Source organism: Sphingomonas sp. GW822-FHT03G08 (genome assembly GCF_058801135.1).
The window spans coordinates 463,108-479,113 of record NZ_JBXAMZ010000002.1; the positions used below are offsets into that span (position 1 = coordinate 463,108).

Consider the following 16,006-nt stretch of genomic DNA (forward strand, 5'->3'; position numbering starts at 1 on the left):
ATGAGCATGGACTAGGAGACCGCTGTTTCGCCCTGACCTCGCTTCCGGCCCTATCGGGTTTCAATTGTTTCGCTGGCGGATGCTTCGGCGAGCACCGCCTCGACCGCGGCGCGGATCTCGGCCGGGTCGAAGGGCTTCTCGATCACCGGCCGGCCGATCTCGGCGGCGCGGCGGCTGGTGTCGCCGGCGAGGATGTCGCCGGTTAGGAACAGGAAGCGTTCCCCCTGGCCGGCGCGTGCCGCCGTGGCGCGGCGCCAGGTCTCGAACCCGTCCATCCCCGCCATGCGGACGTCGCAGACCACCACATCGAACCAGCCGGCGGCGATCTCGGCCAGCGCCGCCTCGCCGCCGTGCACCACGCGGATCGCGGCGCCAAGCGGGCGCAGGCATTCCTCGATCAGTTCGGCGACATCGGCCTCGTCGTCGACGATCAGGATGCGGCCCCGGCTGCCGCCCGTCGCCGGACGCGGCGCCTGGCGGGTACGCACCGGCGCCACCGGCTCGACCGGCAGGGTTATGCGGAACGCCGCGCCGCCGCCTGCCCCGGATACCAGCTCGAGCGCGCCCTCATGCGCCTCGACGATCCCGCGCGACACCGACAGGCCCATGCCCGTGCCTTCGCCCACCGGCTTGGTGGTGAAGAAGGGTTCGAAGATCCGGCGGCGGACGGCATCGGGCACGCCGGGGCCGGTGTCGCGCACCGTCAGCAGGATGCGGCCGGCGGCGTCTCGCGCCGTCTCGATCCGTACCTCGCGCGGGGCGCTGTCCGGCAGCGCCGTCAGCGCATGCTGGGCATTGATCAGCAGGTTGATCACCACCTGGACGAGCTGGTCGCCATCGGCGCTGGTGCGCGGCAGGCCGGTATCCAGGTCGAGCACCAGCTCGATGCCGGCGGTGCGCAGGCCATAGCCGGTGATCTCCAGCGCGTCGTTGACCAGCGCGTTGATGTCGACCGCGCTGCGCTCGGGCGCGCTGCGCCGGGCCATGGCGAGGAAGGTCCGCACGATCCGCCCGCACCGGTCCGCCGCCGAGCGCAGCTTCTGCAGCGCGCTTTCATGCGGCGTGCCGGCAAGCTGCTCGGCCAGCACCGTCGAGCGGCCGAGCACCACCGCCAGCGGATTGTTGAGCTCGTGGCTCACGCCCGCAAGCAGCGAACCCAGCGCGGTCATCTTCTCGCTCTGGTGCAGCGCCTCGCGCTGGCTGGCGACTTCCGCCTCGATCCGCCGACGCTCGGTGATGTCGCGGATGAACACCACGATCAGCGCGCGACCGCCCTGCTGCAGCCGGCGGGCCTGGAGCTCGGCGGGGAAGCGCCGGCCGCGCACGCCGCGCGCCTCGAAGGGCCACGCATCTGCCATGCTCTCGCCGTCGAAGCGCAGCGCGTCGCCGATCGGCTCGGCTTCCTTGGCCGGGGCGATCAGATCGGGCAGGGGGCGGCCTATGCTGGCGACGCCCGTGGGCGCGAACATCCGGGTAAAGGCCATGTTTGCGCTGACCACCCGCAGATCGGCGTCCGCGAGCACAACCGCGTCGAACGCCGCGTCGAGCACCGCCGAGGTGGTGGCGTGCGCCTCCTCCAGCCGGGCCACCGCGCCGCGCTGGGCGGCGAAGGCGGCGTCGATCGCCGCAAGGGTAGGGCGCCACAGCCGCGAGACTTCGGGCGGAGTGCCGGTGCCCGAGCGCTCGATATGCCCGGCCAGGCGGAAGGCGGGGGCGAGCACCCGGCGCAGCACATACCAGGCGACGAGGCAGAGCAGCGCGTACAGCCCCAGCATCACCGCGAGCAGCGCGCCGAGCCGGAAGAGCACCTGGCGGGTGACATTGCCCATGTCGGCGATGGCGATCACCCGCAACGGCGTATCGCCGATCGCCTGGGCACGTACCACGCGCTTGCCGGTGAGCACCCCGCGCGGCGGCTCGCCATCCGGATCGAAGCCCAGGAAATCGCGGACCTCGGTCCCGGCGGTCTTCGCCTTGCTGAACGGTCCGGCCGCGAGCGGGATATCGGCGGCGCGAGACGTGGCGATCACATGCTCGTTGCCGTCGACCAGGGTCAGCTCGACACCCGGCACCGGCTGATTGCGCAGGATCTCGCGCAGGTCATTGGCCCATACGTCGATCCCCACCATCATCCGGTACTGGCCATCGACCCAGACCGGGGCGAGCAGCGATACCAGGCGTCCGTCGCCCCGGATCACTCGGCCGGCGCGGGTGCGGCCGGTGTAATTGTCGCGGTAGACGGCGGTCCATAGCGGCGGGGCCGTTTCCGGCCGGTGCGCGACCGACTGGATGAACTGGTGGGTCGCGGGATCGAAGACCTTCCGTGCCATCGCCCGGGCCATGGCGAGATGCTCGGCATCGGGCAGCCTGGGATAGTTGGCGGCGAAGCCGGTCCGCGCCGACATCACATAGCTGAGCGCGATGTCGGGCGCGGCGGCATGGACGCCGGCCAGGGTGAGCCACAATTCCTCCACCACCGCGCGATCGGTGACGATATCGGCCGGCGTGCCGCTGACCGAGCCGCGATAGCCCAGCGTGTTGCCGCGCACGCCCTGTGTCGGCACCGCGCCGCCGCGCTCGATCGCCTGATAGGCATATTGGGCGCTGGAGCGCAGCGTCAGCACGCGCTGGTTGGCGGCGGTGACCAGTGCGGCGATCTGGTTCTCGGTCGCCCGCGCGCCGGTGGCGGCGACGCGCAGCTGGCGGTCATATTCGGATTTAACCACCCAGGTCGCCACCGCGACGAGCAGCAGCCCGATCGACACCACCGCGGCGACCAGCGCCTGGGTGGTGCGCCTGCCGCGAGGGGCAGCTTCGCTCATTCGCCTTCGGGCACCAGCATATAGCCTTCGCCGCGCACGGTGCGCAGGATGCGGGGGAAGGCGGGGTCGACTTCGATCTTCTTGCGCAGCCGGGCAACGCGGATGTCGATCGACCGGTCGAACGGGTCCCAGCGGCGGTGATGCGCCAGTTCGAGCAGCTGGTCGCGGTTCAGCGCACGGCGGGCATGGGTGATGAACACATAGAGCAGGTCGAACTCCATGGCGGTGAGCGGCACCTGCTCGCCGGCATCGTCGAACATCTGCCGCGTTTCGACATCGAGCACGCATTTGCCGATCCGCATCCGCGCCGGCGGCCGGCCGTGGCGGTTGACCGGCGCCATCGTCCGCCGCAGCACCGCCTTCACCCGCGAGCGCAGCTCGGCGGGATCGAACGGCTTGGCGAGATAATCGTCGGCGCCCATCTCCAGCCCGACGATCCGGTCGGTGGTCGATCCCATCGCGGTGAGCATCAGCACCGCGGCGCTGCTCTCGGCGCGCAGCCAGCGCGTGAGCGACAGCCCGTCCTCGCCGGGCATGGTGATGTCGCAGACGACCAGGTCGGGGCGGAAGCTCGGCACCAGCTTGCGCAGCGCGGCGCCGTTCGCGGCGGATTCCACCTGGTATCCGCAGCCGGCCAGGAACTCGCTTACCATGTCGAGCACGTCGGGATCGTCATCGCAAACGATGATCCGCGCCGCCACGCCCGCCTGAGGTTCGCCGTCCTTCACATGGCCACGATACCCAATTCCGACGGGAGCCGCACCGGGCAGTTTTGTTTCAATTGTACCGGGTGCGGGCGACCGGTTCCCGGTCGCCCGCTGGGTACTTAGTCTATCAAGTTCCCCGGCGAAGGCCGGGGCCCAGGTTCGGCCAACTATCGATGGCGCGGGAGCCTCACGAACGACATTGCAACTGGGCCCCGGCCTTCGCCGGGGAACAGCTATGCGCAAGGGCTCCCGCGTTCAGTCGCTCAGACGAGCTCGCCCAATGCCGAGCGATCGAAACCCTTCAGGCTGCCGGTATCGCCGGTGCGGATCTTCTCGGCCCAGTGCGGGTCGCTGATCAACGCGCGGCCAACCGCGATCAGGTCGAACTCGTCACGCTCCATCCGCTTGACCAGCTTTTCGATGCCCGTGCTGGTCGAAGCCTCGCCGCCGAACGCCGCGATGAACTCGCCCGACAGGCCGACCGAGCCGACACTGATCGTGGTGGCGCCGGTGAGCTTCTTGGCCCAGCCCGCGAAGTTCAGCCCTTCCTCGCCGTCGATCTCGGGGAATTCGGGCTCCCAGAAGCGGCGCTGCGAGCAGTGGAGGATGTCCACGCCGGCATCGACCAGCGGCTGCAGCCAGTCTTCCATCAGCTGCGGCGTCTCGGCCAGCCGGGCGGCGAAGTCCTGCTGCTTCCACTGGCTGACGCGCAGCGCGAGCGGATAGTCGGGGCCCACTGCGGCGCGGACGGCTGCGATCACTTCGCCGGCGAAGCGGGCGCGCTCCCTGATCGAGGCGCCGCCATAGCGGTCCTCGCGCTCATTGGTGCCGCCCCAGAAGAACTGGTCGATCAGATAGCCATGCGCGCCGTGCAGCTCGACCAGGTCGAAGCCCAGCCGCTTGGCATCGGCTGCTGCGCTGGCAAAGGCGGCGACGGTGTCGGCGATCGCTTCCTCGGTCATCACCTCGCCGCGCGGGGTGCCGGGCCCGAGCAGGCCCGACGGACTCTCGACCGGGCTCTCCGGCTCCCAGCCGCCCTGGCTCTTGGTCGATCCGGTGTGCCAGATCTGCGGGCCCATCTTGCCGCCGGCGCCGTGCACCGCGTCGATCACGCTCTTCCAGCCGGCCAGCGCCTGCTCGCCATGGAAGAAGGGGATACCGCCTTCGTTGCGCGATGCCGGGCGGTTGATCACCGTGCCTTCCGACAGGATCAGGCCGACGCCGCCTTCGGCCCGGCGGCGATAATAGGCCGCGTTCGGCTCGCCCGGAATGCCCTCGGGCGCGAAGCTGCGGGTCATGGGAGCCATGACGATGCGGTTCTTGAGGCTCAGGTTGCCGCGCTCGAAGGGTCGGAAGAGGATATCGCTGTCGGGCATAGGGAATGAAATCCGTGTTGGTTGGACGTGACTAGGTATATCATGTAAACTTGGGTGCAAGAACGCACCTGCTGTCGACCAGGTATATCGGAGGAAACCTTGGACCATTGCGACCCCCGGCATTTCTCGGCCGGCTGCCCCAGCCGCGAGCTGATCGACCAGATCGCCGACAAATGGTCGATGATGGTATTGGCCGTTCTCGATGGCGGGCCGCTGCGGTTCAACGCGATCAAGCGGCATTTGGAGGGGGTGACCCAGAAGGCGCTTACCCAGTGCCTGCGCCGGCTCGAGCGCAACGGCATCGTCGTGCGCCGCGTGCTGCCGCTGTCGCCGGTGGCGGTGGAATATGAGATCACTCCGCTCGGCCGCTCGCTCCAGCCGCCGTTCAAGGCGCTGTACCGCTGGACCTTCGAAAATCTTGGCGTGGTCGAGGAAGCCCGCCAGGCCTTTGACGCTCGGGCGGTGGCTTAGGGTATTCAAGATTCCCCTCCCTGCAAGGGAGGGGTTAGGGGTGGGTTAGAAAAGGTCGGGCTCGATGCCCGGCCTTTTCTTTTTCGGGTGCCGTCTCGCTGGGCGCGCCCGGAAGACCGGGCCCGCAACCCACCCCCGACCCCTCCCTTGCAGGGAGGGGAGGAAGAAGGGCACGCTACCCCAGCTTCGGCCGCCGGCAGAACGGCACCAGCACCAGCGCCGCCAGGAACAGATACGCCATCAACCGGAACACATCGTTGAACGCCAGCGTCATCGCCTGGCGCTGCACGATATGCCCGACGACGCCCTGCGCCATCAGCAGCGCTTCGGCGCGGTCGGGCGTGTAGCTGCCGGCATAGGCGGCGAGATTCTCGATCAGCTCGCTGCCGGCGCGTCCGGCCACGCCCAGCGCCTCGCCCAGCCGCAGCATGTGGATACGGGCATTGTCCTGCAGCCAGGTGTTGACCAGCGCGATGCCAATCGCTCCGCCCAGGTTGCGCATCAGGTTGAACAGGCCGGAGGCATAGCGCAGCTCGGGTCCTTCGAACCCGGCCAGCGCCAGGTTCACGCTCGGCACGATGCACAGCATGATCGCGAAGCTGCGCACCGCCTGCGGCCAGAGCAGGGCGTGGAAGCCCCATTCGGGCGTCATGAAGCTGAACAGCCATAGTCCGGCGGCGAACAGGCTCAGGCCAAAGGTTATCATGATCCGCGGATCAAGGCGTTGGGAGAGGCCGGCCGCGATCGGCACGCCGAGCATCTGGACGATGCCGGCGATGAACACGGTCGTGCCGATCTCCGACGCGTTGTAGCCGCGCACCGTGCCGAGGAAGACCGGGACCAGATAGGTCGCCGAATAGATGCCGAAGCCGATCACCAGGTTGAACACGCAGGCGAAGACGAAGGTCGGCTTGCGGAAGGGGGAGAGGTTCACGATCGGATTCTCGGAGCGGAAGGAGCGCTCGAGGAACAGCAGCAGCGCGACGAAGCTCAGCCATGCGCCGGTGGCGATTTCGTGGTCCTGGAACCAGTCGTTCCGCGGGCCTTCCTCGAGCACATATTCCAGCCCGCCGAGGAAGATCGCCATCGCGATCAAGTGTACCCAATCAATCCGTTTGAGCATCGAAAGCTTGGACTGATCGACCCGGATGAACAACAGCGAGAGCGTCGCCACCACCGCGCCGGGGAGTATGTTGACGTAGAAGATCCAGCGCCAGCCCATGGCGTCTGTTATCCATCCACCCAGAGTAGGCCCCAAAGTTGGCGCCAGCACGGAAACCATGCCGAGGATCGCCGGGATCATCGCGCGCTGCTTGCCGGTGAACATCGCGAAACCGGTCGCGAACACCGTGGGGACCATCGCGCCACCCACGAAACCCTGGAGCGCGCGGAAGGCGATCATCGATTCGATGCTCCAGGCGAGGCCGCACAGCGCGCTCGCCAGGGTGAACAGTCCGGCCGAGAGTGCAAACAACCAGCGCGTGGAGACTGCTTGTGCAAGGAACGCGGCGAAGGGGATCATCACCAGCTCGGCCATCAGATAGGCGGTCTGCACCCAGCTGATCTCGTCCGAGCTGGCCGAGAGCCCGGCCCGCACTTCGTTGAGTGAGGCGGCGACGATCTGGATGTCGATCAGCGCCATGAACTGGCCGAACGCCATCACCCCGAAGATCAGGAACTTGCGGCTGTCGGGCAGCGCTTGCGGGTCGATCGTCTGCGCCATCCGGGGCCTCTTGAACGGGTGCGAGGATGATTATATGATGTACGTCATATAAAGCAAGGACGGCCCGGGAAATGCGCTATGCGCCTCAACATCGCCAACTTACGCGTCTGAAGATTCTGAAGGAGGCCGCCGCCGCGATCCGGGCCAAGGGGCCGGAGGGCGTCGGGGTGTCCGCGCTGATGAAGCAGGCCGGCCTCACCCATGGCGGCTTCTATGCCCATTTCCCTTCCAAGGACGCGCTGGTCGCCGAGGCGATCGGGGTGATGTTCGAGGAGGCGCGCAATCGCTTCGACTGGGCGTTGGCCGAGGCCGATCCGCGCGCGGCGCTCGACAAATATGTCGGCTTCTATCTCTCGCCGCTCCACCGCGATGCGCGCGGCCGGGGCTGCCCGGTAGCTGCGCTGTCGGGCGACATGGCACGGCTCGAACCCGCAGCCCGCGAGCGTTTCGGCCAGGGCAGCACCGCCCTCGCGCAGCGGCTGGGCGAGGTGCTGGCGAGGCACGGCATCGCCAATGCCCCGGCGGCGGGCCGTTCGATGCTGGCCGAACTGGTCGGCGCCCTGCTGCTCTCGCGCACCGCCACCGATCCGGCGGAATCCGACGCGATCCTCGCCGATTCCGCCGCAGCGATCCGGGCGCGCTATCAACTGGAGGCAAAGGCATGAACGGGCTCGAACAGGTGCAGGCGCTGCTCGCCGCCGGCAAGCAGCCGCCGATCGGCGAGACGCTGGCCTTCTCGTTGGTGGAAGTGGCCAAGGGCCATGCGGTGTTCGAGGGTGTGCCCGATCGGCGGGCCTATAATCCCCTCGGCACCATCCATGGCGGGTATGCCGCGACCCTGCTCGATTCCGCCTGCGGCATCGCCACGCATAGCGCCCTGCAGGAGGGGCAGAGCTACACCACGCTGGAGCTCAAGGTCGCCTATCACCGCGCGATGACCGAGCAGACCGGCCTCGTCCGCACGATCGGCACGGTGATCTCGATCGGTCGCCGCGTCGCCTTCGCCGAGGCGAAGCTGGCCGATGCCGAGGGGCGGTTGCTTGCCTCGGCAACTTCCACGCTGCTGGTGATCAGCCAGTGAGCGAGCAGGTAGAAACCAAGCCGCGGCGCAAGCTGCCCAAGGTTGCGGTGGCGGGAGGCGCAGCCGTGCTGGTCGCCGCTGCGGGTGCGCTGTGGATCGCCAGCCCGGCATCCAGCGAGACGACCGATAATGCCTATCTCCGGGCCGACAGCACGATCGTGTCGGCACGGATCAGCGGGCAGATCGCGCAGGTGCTGGTCCGCGACAACCAGGAAGTGAAGGCCGGCGAGCCGCTCGTCCGCATCGAGGATCACGAGTTCGCCGCCAGGCTCGATTCGGCCCGCGCAGCGGTGCGGGACGCGGATGCCGATGTTGCCGCCGCCCTGGCGGCGATCAAGTCGCATGGGGTCGAGACGCAGCTGGCTGGGGCGAATGTTGCGGTGGTGCGGACCGGTATTGCTTCGGCCAATGCCGAGTTGCAGCGGGCCGAGGCGGATGATTTTCGGTATCAGGCCTTGCTAGCGGAGGGATTCGCAACGCGGAGGGACGCCGAGCGGATCCGGGCCGTCCTGATCGATGCGCGGGCCAAGGCGCGGCAAAGCGGCGCGAGCCTGGCCGCTTCGCAGGACAGCGCCGGCGTGACCATCGCGCGCAAGGACAGCCTGCTCGCCGAGCTGGAAAAGGCCCGTGCCGGCGCCGAGCGCGCCCGCGCCGCGCTGAGGCTGGCCGAGCAGGACGAGGGCTATACCCTGATCCGCGCGCCGATCGGCGGCGTGATCGGCAACCGCCGCGCCCAGGCCGGCGACCTGGTCCAGCCGGGCACCAGGCTGCTGACGCTGGTGCCGAGCCGCCAGCTCTATGTCGTCGCCAATTTCAAGGAGACCCAGACCGCGCGCATGCTCACCGGCCAGCCGGCCAAGGTGCATGTCGACGCGCTGGGCGGCGACGCGCTGACCGGCCGGGTCGAGAGCTTCGCGCCGGGCTCCGGCTCCGAATTCACCCTGCTGCCGTTCGAGCCGGGATCGGGCAACTTCACCAAGATCGTCCAGCGCGTGCCGGTGCGCATCGCGCTCGACCCGGGCCAGCCGGCGCTGGCGCGGCTGCGGCCGGGCCTGTCGACCACGGTGACGGTGAAGCTGGCGCGCTGAGGCGTTTCCCACGGACTCAAAGAGCGGCCGGGCACCAGGCCCGGTTGCGAGAGCCAAACAGACGAAACCCTACATTGCAAGCAGACCAGGCGGCGGTGCCGCCTTGGGGCAAGCAGACCAGGCGGCGGTGCCGCCTTGGGGCAAGCAGACCAGGCGGCGGTGCCGCCTTGGGGCAAGCAGATCAGGCGGCGGTGCCGCCTTGGGGCAAGCGGACCAGGCGGCGAGGCCGCCACAGGGCGCAGGGAGATCACGCCCTGTGGCGGGCAGCCCTATTTCAGCAGGTACCAGGCGCCGATCGCGGCGGCGACCGTGTTGAACGGTTGAAACAGGTTGTTCCCCCAATCATTGTCGAGCGTGCCCGAATTGGTGGCCATGTTCACGATATGGGGATCCTGCCGGGCCGGATTGCCGAAGGCGGGATCGGCGCGGCAGGTGCGCATCACATAGCGCCAGAAAACGCCCGAACCGGAGCCATAGTCGTTCGAATCGCCGCTGATCGGCGAGGAATTGGTGGGATCCAGATAGGGCCCGACCATGTTGGGCTGGCTCCAGTTGGATGCCGGCATGTTGTAGAAGACGCCCTGCAGCAGGTCGGCGGGAATGCTGCCGGCGTCGGGCAGATTGGCGCCGGGAAGCTGGGCGTACTGGGCGAGCGCCCCCATGATGAGCCCCTGATCCCCGCCCCAATAGGCATTGGGGAAATAGCCCTCGACCGGCGGGCAGCCGCCGGTGTCGAACGGCGCGTAGGTGGGCGTGCGCTCATGTACCAGCTTGCCGTGCGCGAACTCGGTCGCCAGCGAATCGCTGCCGGTCAGGTTCAGCCAGCTTGCCAGGAAGGCCGCCACCTCGTCCGCCTTCTGGCGATAGGTCTCGACCGATTGCAGCCGGTCCCATGCCCCGCCGCTCAGCTTCTCCGTCGCCTTGCGGCTGGCGGCGGCGATCAGGCTGCAGCAGAAGGAGAGGTAGAGCCCCGACATCAGCGTGACCTGGAACACGCCGAGCGTGTTGTTTGCCGGATTGGGATCGCTGGCGTCCGGCCCGTCATCGACGGGGAAGGGCAGGGTGGAGAAATCATATTGCCAGCAGCCGCCCGGGAAGCGCGGCACCGCCCAGACATCCACCATCTGGTTGGTGAAGATCTTGTAGTCCGCATTCTGGCGCGGCGTGCCCTGGCCATCGGCGCCACGTTCGATCAGCGCCCAGCTGTTGCGCGTGCCGATATGGAGCTGCCCGCGCGCGCTGAGGATTTCCCTGGTGAACTTGACCCAGTTGCTCTGGAGCGCGCTGTTCGCCCAGATCGCGTCCGGAATGCGGTTCGCGATCGTTGCGAAATCGCCGTCATCGACCAGCCCCCACAGGTCGATCGCCGCTGTCTGGAAGAACTCCAGCTTGTCGCCGAAGACCTCGGTATAGTCCGGATCGAACGCCTTGGACGCGGCGATTCCCCACCAGGACCAGTCGTCATACCAGGCCGCCATCAGGCCGACGATGCCATATTGATAGCCATGGACCGCCTTGGCGACCAGGGCTTCCATCAGATTCGCGCTGTCCGGATCCAGCTCGCCCGCTTCCTTCAGCGCGAGGAAATAATCGAGCACCGTGTCGAACACGCAGCCGACCTGCCAGAAATTGGGATATTCCGCCTCCAGCGAGAACTGGCCGGCCTGGCTTGCGAAGGCGTCGGCCAGGCTTCCTTCGTCGCCGATCTTGCCCATTGTCTTCTTTGCGAAATCGATGAACTGCGAAACTTCGAGTTTCGGATCAGCAAGAACCATGGTCGTTGCTCCCATCAGACGATTGGCTGGAAAAATCGACAGGTCGATATTTTCAAATGGTCGCATCGATCATTTGGGCTGTCCATTGACTCATCGGTCCGTAATGACTGGATCGACTGCAGGATGCTGTATTCAAGGCAAGAAAAAACCCGCACGGCATCACCGCGCGGGCTTTTTGTTCGAGGGCTGTTGGCCGGTGCGGCTCAACGTGCCTTTTGCGCGACCTGCACCGCGCACCTGGTGCGCACCGGCAGGGCGGACTTGCCCGCCTGGTGATGGGTCTGGGCCTGGGGGCAGGCCGGCTTGTCGCGCATCCGCCAATGGGTGGCCGTGGACTTGCCCGAGGGCGCCCAGACCAGCTGATGGGTCTCGTGTAGCGACTGGGCCTGGGCGGCCGGCGCGAAGGCGAGGACGGAAGCCGCAACGGCGGCAAGGGCGAGTTTCATGCTATCTCCTTCAGATATTCGCAGAGATAGCGTCGGCGCCGATACCGTGTTTTGCGCGCCTGTAAGGAAGGTTTTCCCGTACGTTACGAAGCGCTGCCCGTCCGTGACAAAGCATTGCCGTAAAGCCCCCATCTTGAGGAGAAGGGGCATCAGGCCTAGATCGCGTCCATGAATTTTCTCGAGACCATGGCATGAGCGCGCCCGTCATCGTTCTGGTTGAAGACGATCCCGCGCTGCGAACCCTCACCGCACGGGCGCTCCAGGAAAACGGCTATTCGGTGCGCCAGGCGGCGACCGCGCCGGAGATGTGGCTGGCGTTCGACAACGGTCCCGTCGACCTGGTCCTGCTCGACATCATGCTGCCGGGCACCAGCGGCATCGACCTGTGCCGCGAAGTGCGGCGCAAGAGCGACGTGCCGATCATCTTCATCAGCGCCAAGGGCAATGAGCATGATCGCGTGCTCGGGCTCGAGCTGGGTGCCGACGACTATCTCGCCAAGCCGTTCAGCACCCGCGAGCTGATCGCCCGCATCCGCGCGGTGCTTCGCCGCGGCGGGCTGGAGCGCATGGCGGGCGGCGACCGCGAGACCCAGGCGCATTTCGACGGCTGGACGGTCAATTTCCCGCGCCGCGAAGTGAAGTCGCCGAGCGGCGCCGTGGTCGAGCTGACCGGTGCCGAGTTCGACCTGCTCGCCGCGTTCCTCAGCCAGCCCCAGCGCGTGATCGCGCGCGAGCGGCTGGTGGAGCTTTCGCGCGTCCGGCTGGGCGACAGCTCGGATCGCAGCGTCGACGTGCTGGTCAGCCGGCTGCGCCGCAAGATCTCGGCCGCCGGCCATGAGCCGCCGATCGGCACGGTGCGCGGCATCGGCTATATCTTCCGTGCAGAGGTCACCCGGTCCTGAGCCTGCTCCCGCGCCACCCGCTGGGGCTGCTCGGCAGGATCCTGCTGATCCTGCTGCTCACCGTCGCGGTCGAGTTCGGGGCGAGCACCTTCCTCTATGAGCGGTCGTCGCGCTACTCGATCGAGGAAAGCGACGCGCACCGGCTCGCCGAGCATCTGGTGATCGCCGAGAAGCTGCTGTCCGAACGGCCGGTGGCCGAGCGGCCGACGGCCGCCCAGGAGCTTACCACCGATCGCTATATCGTCCGCTGGTCGCCGACGATCCCGCAGCGCCCCGCCTTCCCGCCGCGCCAGAAGCGGATGGAAGCGCAGGTGACCAATTGGGAAAAGGGCCTGGCGGAATCGCATCTCCAGCTCCGCCTGGCGCCGAGTTCGCATGGCCAGGTCGTGGCCGGCGAGATGCGCATGCCCGACGGCAGCTGGATCGTGTTCAAGACGCGCGAGGCGGTGCAGGTCTGGCAGTTCGCGATCGAGCGGACCCTGGTCGCGCTGGTGCCGGCACTGCTGCTGCTGACGCTGGGCGCGCTGCTGATCCGCGGCACGCTGCGACCGCTGCGCAAGCTGATCCACGCGATCGGCCATGTCGGATCGGGCAAGCGGGTGACGGTGGAAGAGGAGGGCACCGCCGAGATCCGCGGGCTGATCCACGCCTTCAACGGCATGCAGCGCCGCATCCATGAGCTGATCGAGAATCGCACCCAGGCGCTGGCCGCGGTGGGGCATGACCTGCGCACGCCGCTCGCCCGGCTCCAGCTGCGGCTGGAAGGGGTGGGCGACGAGGATAGCCGCCGCGCGATGCAGGACGATATCGGCGAGATGGACGACATGATCGCCTCGCTGCTCACCTTCCTCAAGGGCGAGGACGATCCCGAGCCGGCGGTGGCGGTGGACATGGCGGTGATGGCGGCGACCTTGGTGGAGGACGCCACCGATCGCGGGCGCGACGCGACCTATGCCGGGCCGCAGCATCTCGACTGGATGGTGCGCCCCTCGATGCTGCGCCGGGCGCTGAGCAACCTGATCGAAAACGCGCTGCACTACGGCAAATCGGTGCAGGTCTCGGTGCGCGAGGAAGAAGGCGAGCTGGTGCTGTGCGTGGCCGATGACGGGCCCGGTATCCCGCCGGACAAGATCGAGGAAGCGCTGCAGCCCTTCGTCCGCCTCGATGTCGAACGGGGCCGCAATACCAAGGGCATGGGGCTTGGCCTTGCCATCGTCCAGCAGGCGGTGGCGCTGGAGAAGGGGCGGCTGATGCTCAGCAATGCAAGCCCCCCGAAGACGGGACTCATCGCTGAAATCCGTCTTCCCGGCTGACGGCAACACTTCTTCACAGTCCCGCTGCGCCGCGGCAATTTTGACTGCTTAGGTTGCACTCCGAGTTAATAGGAGTGTTCAACGTGAACGAGTTGATTGGCCGGGTCTTCAGCTTCGAGAAGACCGTCTTCCCGAACCAGAGCGACCTCTACGGCAAGCTCGCTACCCAGGGCCAGAGCCCCAAGGCGCTGATGATCTCCTGCGCCGATTCGCGCGTGGTGCCCGAGCACATCATGCAGGCGCAGCCCGGTGACCTGTTCGTCTGCCGCAACGCCGGCAACATCGTGCCGCCGTTCGCCCAGAAGATCGGCGGCGTTTCCGCCACCGTCGAATATGCCGTGATGGCGCTCGGCGTGCGCGACATCATCGTCTGCGGCCATTCGGACTGCGGCGCGATGAAGGCGGTCGCCCATCCGGAGATGGTTGCGGCGATGCCGAACGTCGCGGTGTGGCTGAACCATTCGGACGCCGCGCAGAAGGTGGTCGCCGATGCCTATCCGGGCCTCGGCGACGCTGCCCGCGTCCGCGCCATCAGCCTGGAGAATGTCGTGGCGCAGATCGCGCATCTCCGCACCCACCCCTCGGTCGCATCGGGGATCGCGCGCGGCGAGATCGCGCTGCACGGCTGGTTCGTCGACATCCATGCCGGCCAGATCCTGGCGCTGGACGGCGAGACCGACCGCTTCATCGTCGTGCGTGACGACACGCCGCTGCCCGTCGCCGTGAAGCCGGGCCGCCGCCGCGCCGCCGACTTCGACCTGGTGGAAGCCGCCGAATGACCTCCGCACTTCCCAAGGGCTGGGTCGTCCGTGATTTCACGGCTTCGATCGTGGTCTTCCTCGTCGCGATGCCCCTCTGCATGGGCATCGCGGTCGCATCGGGCATGCCGCCCGAAAAGGGCCTGCTGACCGGCATCATCGGCGGTCTCGTCGTCGGCCTGATCGCTGGTTCGCCGCTCCAGGTGAGCGGCCCGGCGGCCGGCCTCGCGGTCATCGTGTTCGAGCTGCTGCGCGAGCATGGCCTGGCCGCGCTCGGCGCGATCCTCGTGCTGGCGGGTGTCCTCCAGGTGCTGGCCGGCGTCGCCAAGGTCGGCGGCTGGTTCCGCGCGATCTCGCCCGCGGTGGTGCACGGCATGCTCGCCGGCATCGGCGCGCTGATCGTGGTCGGCCAGTTCCACACGTTGTTCGACGCCAAGCCGCTGTCGAGCGGCGTCGAGAACCTCGCGGCGCTCCCCGGGCGGCTGCTCGGCATCGATCCCACCAACGTCACCGGCACCGAACTGGCGCTGGCGCTCGGCGTGCTGACGATCGTGCTGATGCTCGGCTGGGACAAGCTCAAGCCCAAGGCGCTGCGCCTGATCCCGGGCGCGCTGGTCGGCGTGGTCGGCGCGACCCTGGTCGCTTTCGGCTTCGGTCTCGAGGTGGTTCGCGTCGCGGTGCCGGATTCGCTGGTCTCGGCGGTGACGCTGCCGGGCGAGGGCTTCCTGAACTCGTTCCTCAGCCCGACGATCATCATCGCCGCGATTGCGGTCGCGTTCATCGCCAGTGCCGAGACGCTGCTTTCGGCCGCCGCGGTCGACCGCATGCATGACGGCGTGCGCACCGACTACAACAAGGAACTGCGCGCGCAGGGCGTGGGCAACCTGCTCTGCGGTCTCGCGGGCGCGCTGCCGATGACCGGCGTGATCGTCCGCAGCTCGGCCAACGTCCAGGCGGGTGCGATCACCCGCATGTCGGCGGTGCTGCACGGCGCCTGGCTGCTCGGCTTCGCCGCGCTGCTGCCCTGGCTGCTGCGCGAGATCCCGATGGCGGCGCTGGGCGGCGTCCTCGTCGTCACCGGCTGGAAGCTGGTGAGCGTCAGCCATGTCCGTCACCTGTTCCAGCATTACGGCCTGCTCCCGGCCGCGATCTGGGCAGTCACCTTCGTGCTGGTCGTTGCAACCGACCTGCTGACCGGCGTGCTGATCGGTCTGGGACTGTCGGTGCTGGAGCTGCTGCCGCACTTCCGGCGCCTGCGCCTGAAGGTGGACGCGGAACATGGCGAGGATGCGCATCGCATCAACCTGGACGGCGCCGCGACCTTCGTGATGCTGCCCAAGCTGAACAATGCGCTCGACGCGGTGCCGGCCGACCAGCCGGTGCACCTCGACTTCGGCAAGGTGCCGGCGATCGACCACACCAGCGCGGAGACGCTGCGCGACTGGGTGCAGCGCCGCCGGGCGCGGGGCCTGCGGGTGGACCTGAGCGGTCACCCGGACCAGCTCCGCAAGGTGCAGCCGGCCTGAGGCCGTAGCGACCTCGAC

Annotated in this window: 14 protein-coding genes; 8 read left to right on the plus strand and 6 right to left on the minus strand. The window is 67.9% G+C overall.

Annotation, left to right across the window (positions count from 1 at the left end; translation table 11 throughout):
• Positions 1 to 50: 50 nt before the first annotated feature.
• The 3 genes from AC1RJ5_RS19585 to AC1RJ5_RS19595 form a co-directional block, all read right to left on the minus strand.
• Entirely contained in the window at positions 51 to 2,822 is a 2,772-nt protein-coding gene (locus AC1RJ5_RS19585; protein ID WP_493115223.1) for a hybrid sensor histidine kinase/response regulator, read from the minus strand.
• On the minus strand, positions 2,819 to 3,550 hold the full coding sequence (locus AC1RJ5_RS19590; protein ID WP_269576275.1) for a response regulator: 732 nt from the start codon (positions 3,548 to 3,550) through the stop codon (positions 2,819 to 2,821). Before AC1RJ5_RS19590 ends, AC1RJ5_RS19585 begins: the two co-directional genes overlap by 4 nt.
• Before the next feature lie 242 nt (positions 3,551 to 3,792).
• Positions 3,793 to 4,905, minus strand: coding sequence for an NADH:flavin oxidoreductase (locus AC1RJ5_RS19595; RefSeq protein WP_493115226.1), 1,113 nt, complete (start codon positions 4,903 to 4,905; stop codon positions 3,793 to 3,795).
• A 99-nt stretch (positions 4,906 to 5,004) separates the two neighbouring features.
• On the opposite strand from AC1RJ5_RS19595, the gene AC1RJ5_RS19600 reads away from it, so the two are divergent.
• A complete protein-coding gene (locus AC1RJ5_RS19600) occupies positions 5,005 to 5,376 on the plus strand; it encodes a winged helix-turn-helix transcriptional regulator (protein ID WP_342249048.1) in 372 nt (123 codons plus the stop codon).
• A gap of 175 nt (positions 5,377 to 5,551) precedes the next feature.
• Here AC1RJ5_RS19600 and AC1RJ5_RS19605 read toward each other — a convergent pair whose 3' ends face one another.
• On the minus strand, positions 5,552 to 7,099 hold the full coding sequence (locus AC1RJ5_RS19605) for a DHA2 family efflux MFS transporter permease subunit (protein WP_493115228.1): 1,548 nt from the start codon (positions 7,097 to 7,099) through the stop codon (positions 5,552 to 5,554).
• Between the two features lie 71 nt (positions 7,100 to 7,170).
• Here AC1RJ5_RS19605 and AC1RJ5_RS19610 point away from each other — a divergent pair, with 71 nt between their 5' ends.
• From AC1RJ5_RS19610 to AC1RJ5_RS19620, 3 genes are read left to right on the plus strand one after another with little or no spacing between them, the layout of a single operon-like run.
• The gene (locus AC1RJ5_RS19610) at positions 7,171 to 7,764 is read left to right on the plus strand and encodes a TetR/AcrR family transcriptional regulator (protein ID WP_493115230.1); all 594 of its coding nucleotides are present in this window, start codon (positions 7,171 to 7,173) and stop codon (positions 7,762 to 7,764) included.
• Positions 7,761 to 8,180 carry a PaaI family thioesterase gene (locus tag AC1RJ5_RS19615; RefSeq protein ID WP_493115232.1) on the plus strand — a complete coding sequence of 140 codons (420 nt, stop codon included), beginning with the start codon at positions 7,761 to 7,763 and terminating at the stop codon, positions 8,178 to 8,180. The genes AC1RJ5_RS19610 and AC1RJ5_RS19615 overlap by 4 nt, the downstream gene beginning before the upstream one ends.
• Positions 8,177 to 9,268, plus strand: coding sequence for an HlyD family secretion protein (locus AC1RJ5_RS19620; protein WP_493115234.1), 1,092 nt, complete (start codon positions 8,177 to 8,179; stop codon positions 9,266 to 9,268). Before AC1RJ5_RS19615 ends, AC1RJ5_RS19620 begins: the two co-directional genes overlap by 4 nt.
• A 269-nt stretch (positions 9,269 to 9,537) precedes the next feature.
• Here AC1RJ5_RS19620 and AC1RJ5_RS19625 read toward each other — a convergent pair whose 3' ends face one another.
• Together AC1RJ5_RS19625 and AC1RJ5_RS19630 are read right to left on the minus strand one after the other, a co-directional pair.
• Complete coding sequence (locus AC1RJ5_RS19625) at positions 9,538 to 11,043, minus strand: hypothetical protein (protein ID WP_493115236.1); 1,506 nt, start codon at positions 11,041 to 11,043, stop codon at positions 9,538 to 9,540.
• Between the two features lie 203 nt (positions 11,044 to 11,246).
• The gene (locus AC1RJ5_RS19630) at positions 11,247 to 11,489 is read right to left on the minus strand and encodes a hypothetical protein (protein WP_493115238.1); all 243 of its coding nucleotides are present in this window, start codon (positions 11,487 to 11,489) and stop codon (positions 11,247 to 11,249) included.
• A 191-nt stretch (positions 11,490 to 11,680) separates the two neighbouring features.
• Between AC1RJ5_RS19630 and AC1RJ5_RS19635 the strand changes: the two genes are divergently transcribed.
• The 4 genes from AC1RJ5_RS19635 (at position 11,681) to AC1RJ5_RS19650 (ending at position 15,988) form a co-directional block, all read left to right on the plus strand.
• Positions 11,681 to 12,391 (plus strand): response regulator transcription factor, encoded by a 711-nt coding sequence (locus tag AC1RJ5_RS19635; RefSeq protein ID WP_184168763.1) that lies wholly within the window; start codon positions 11,681 to 11,683, stop codon positions 12,389 to 12,391.
• 158 nt (positions 12,392 to 12,549) lie between these two features.
• Entirely contained in the window at positions 12,550 to 13,704 is a 1,155-nt protein-coding gene (locus AC1RJ5_RS19640) for an ATP-binding protein (RefSeq protein WP_493115240.1), read from the plus strand.
• 83 nt (positions 13,705 to 13,787) lie between these two features.
• A complete protein-coding gene (locus AC1RJ5_RS19645; protein ID WP_493115242.1) occupies positions 13,788 to 14,483 on the plus strand; it encodes a carbonic anhydrase in 696 nt (231 codons plus the stop codon).
• Complete coding sequence (locus tag AC1RJ5_RS19650; protein WP_269576265.1) at positions 14,480 to 15,988, plus strand: SulP family inorganic anion transporter; 1,509 nt, start codon at positions 14,480 to 14,482, stop codon at positions 15,986 to 15,988. Before AC1RJ5_RS19645 ends, AC1RJ5_RS19650 begins: the two co-directional genes overlap by 4 nt.
• Positions 15,989 to 16,006 lie beyond the last annotated feature (18 nt).

Bases quoted from the DNA above. Each gene is read 5' to 3' on its own strand.
- AC1RJ5_RS19650 (WP_269576265.1), top strand. From the start codon at position 14,480: ATGACCTCCGCACTTCCCAAGGGCTGGGTCGTCCGTGATTTCACGGCT.
- AC1RJ5_RS19630 (WP_493115238.1), bottom strand. From the start codon at position 11,489: ATGAAACTCGCCCTTGCCGCCGTTGCGGCTTCCGTCCTCGCCTTCGCG.
- AC1RJ5_RS19625 (WP_493115236.1), bottom strand. From the start codon at position 11,043: ATGGTTCTTGCTGATCCGAAACTCGAAGTTTCGCAGTTCATCGATTTC.
- AC1RJ5_RS19605 (WP_493115228.1), bottom strand. From the start codon at position 7,099: ATGGCGCAGACGATCGACCCGCAAGCGCTGCCCGACAGCCGCAAGTTC.
- AC1RJ5_RS19595 (WP_493115226.1), bottom strand. From the start codon at position 4,905: ATGCCCGACAGCGATATCCTCTTCCGACCCTTCGAGCGCGGCAACCTG.
- AC1RJ5_RS19585 (WP_493115223.1), bottom strand. From the start codon at position 2,822: ATGAGCGAAGCTGCCCCTCGCGGCAGGCGCACCACCCAGGCGCTGGTC.
- AC1RJ5_RS19615 (WP_493115232.1), top strand. From the start codon at position 7,761: ATGAACGGGCTCGAACAGGTGCAGGCGCTGCTCGCCGCCGGCAAGCAG.
- AC1RJ5_RS19610 (WP_493115230.1), top strand. From the start codon at position 7,171: ATGCGCTATGCGCCTCAACATCGCCAACTTACGCGTCTGAAGATTCTG.
- AC1RJ5_RS19635 (WP_184168763.1), top strand. From the start codon at position 11,681: ATGAGCGCGCCCGTCATCGTTCTGGTTGAAGACGATCCCGCGCTGCGA.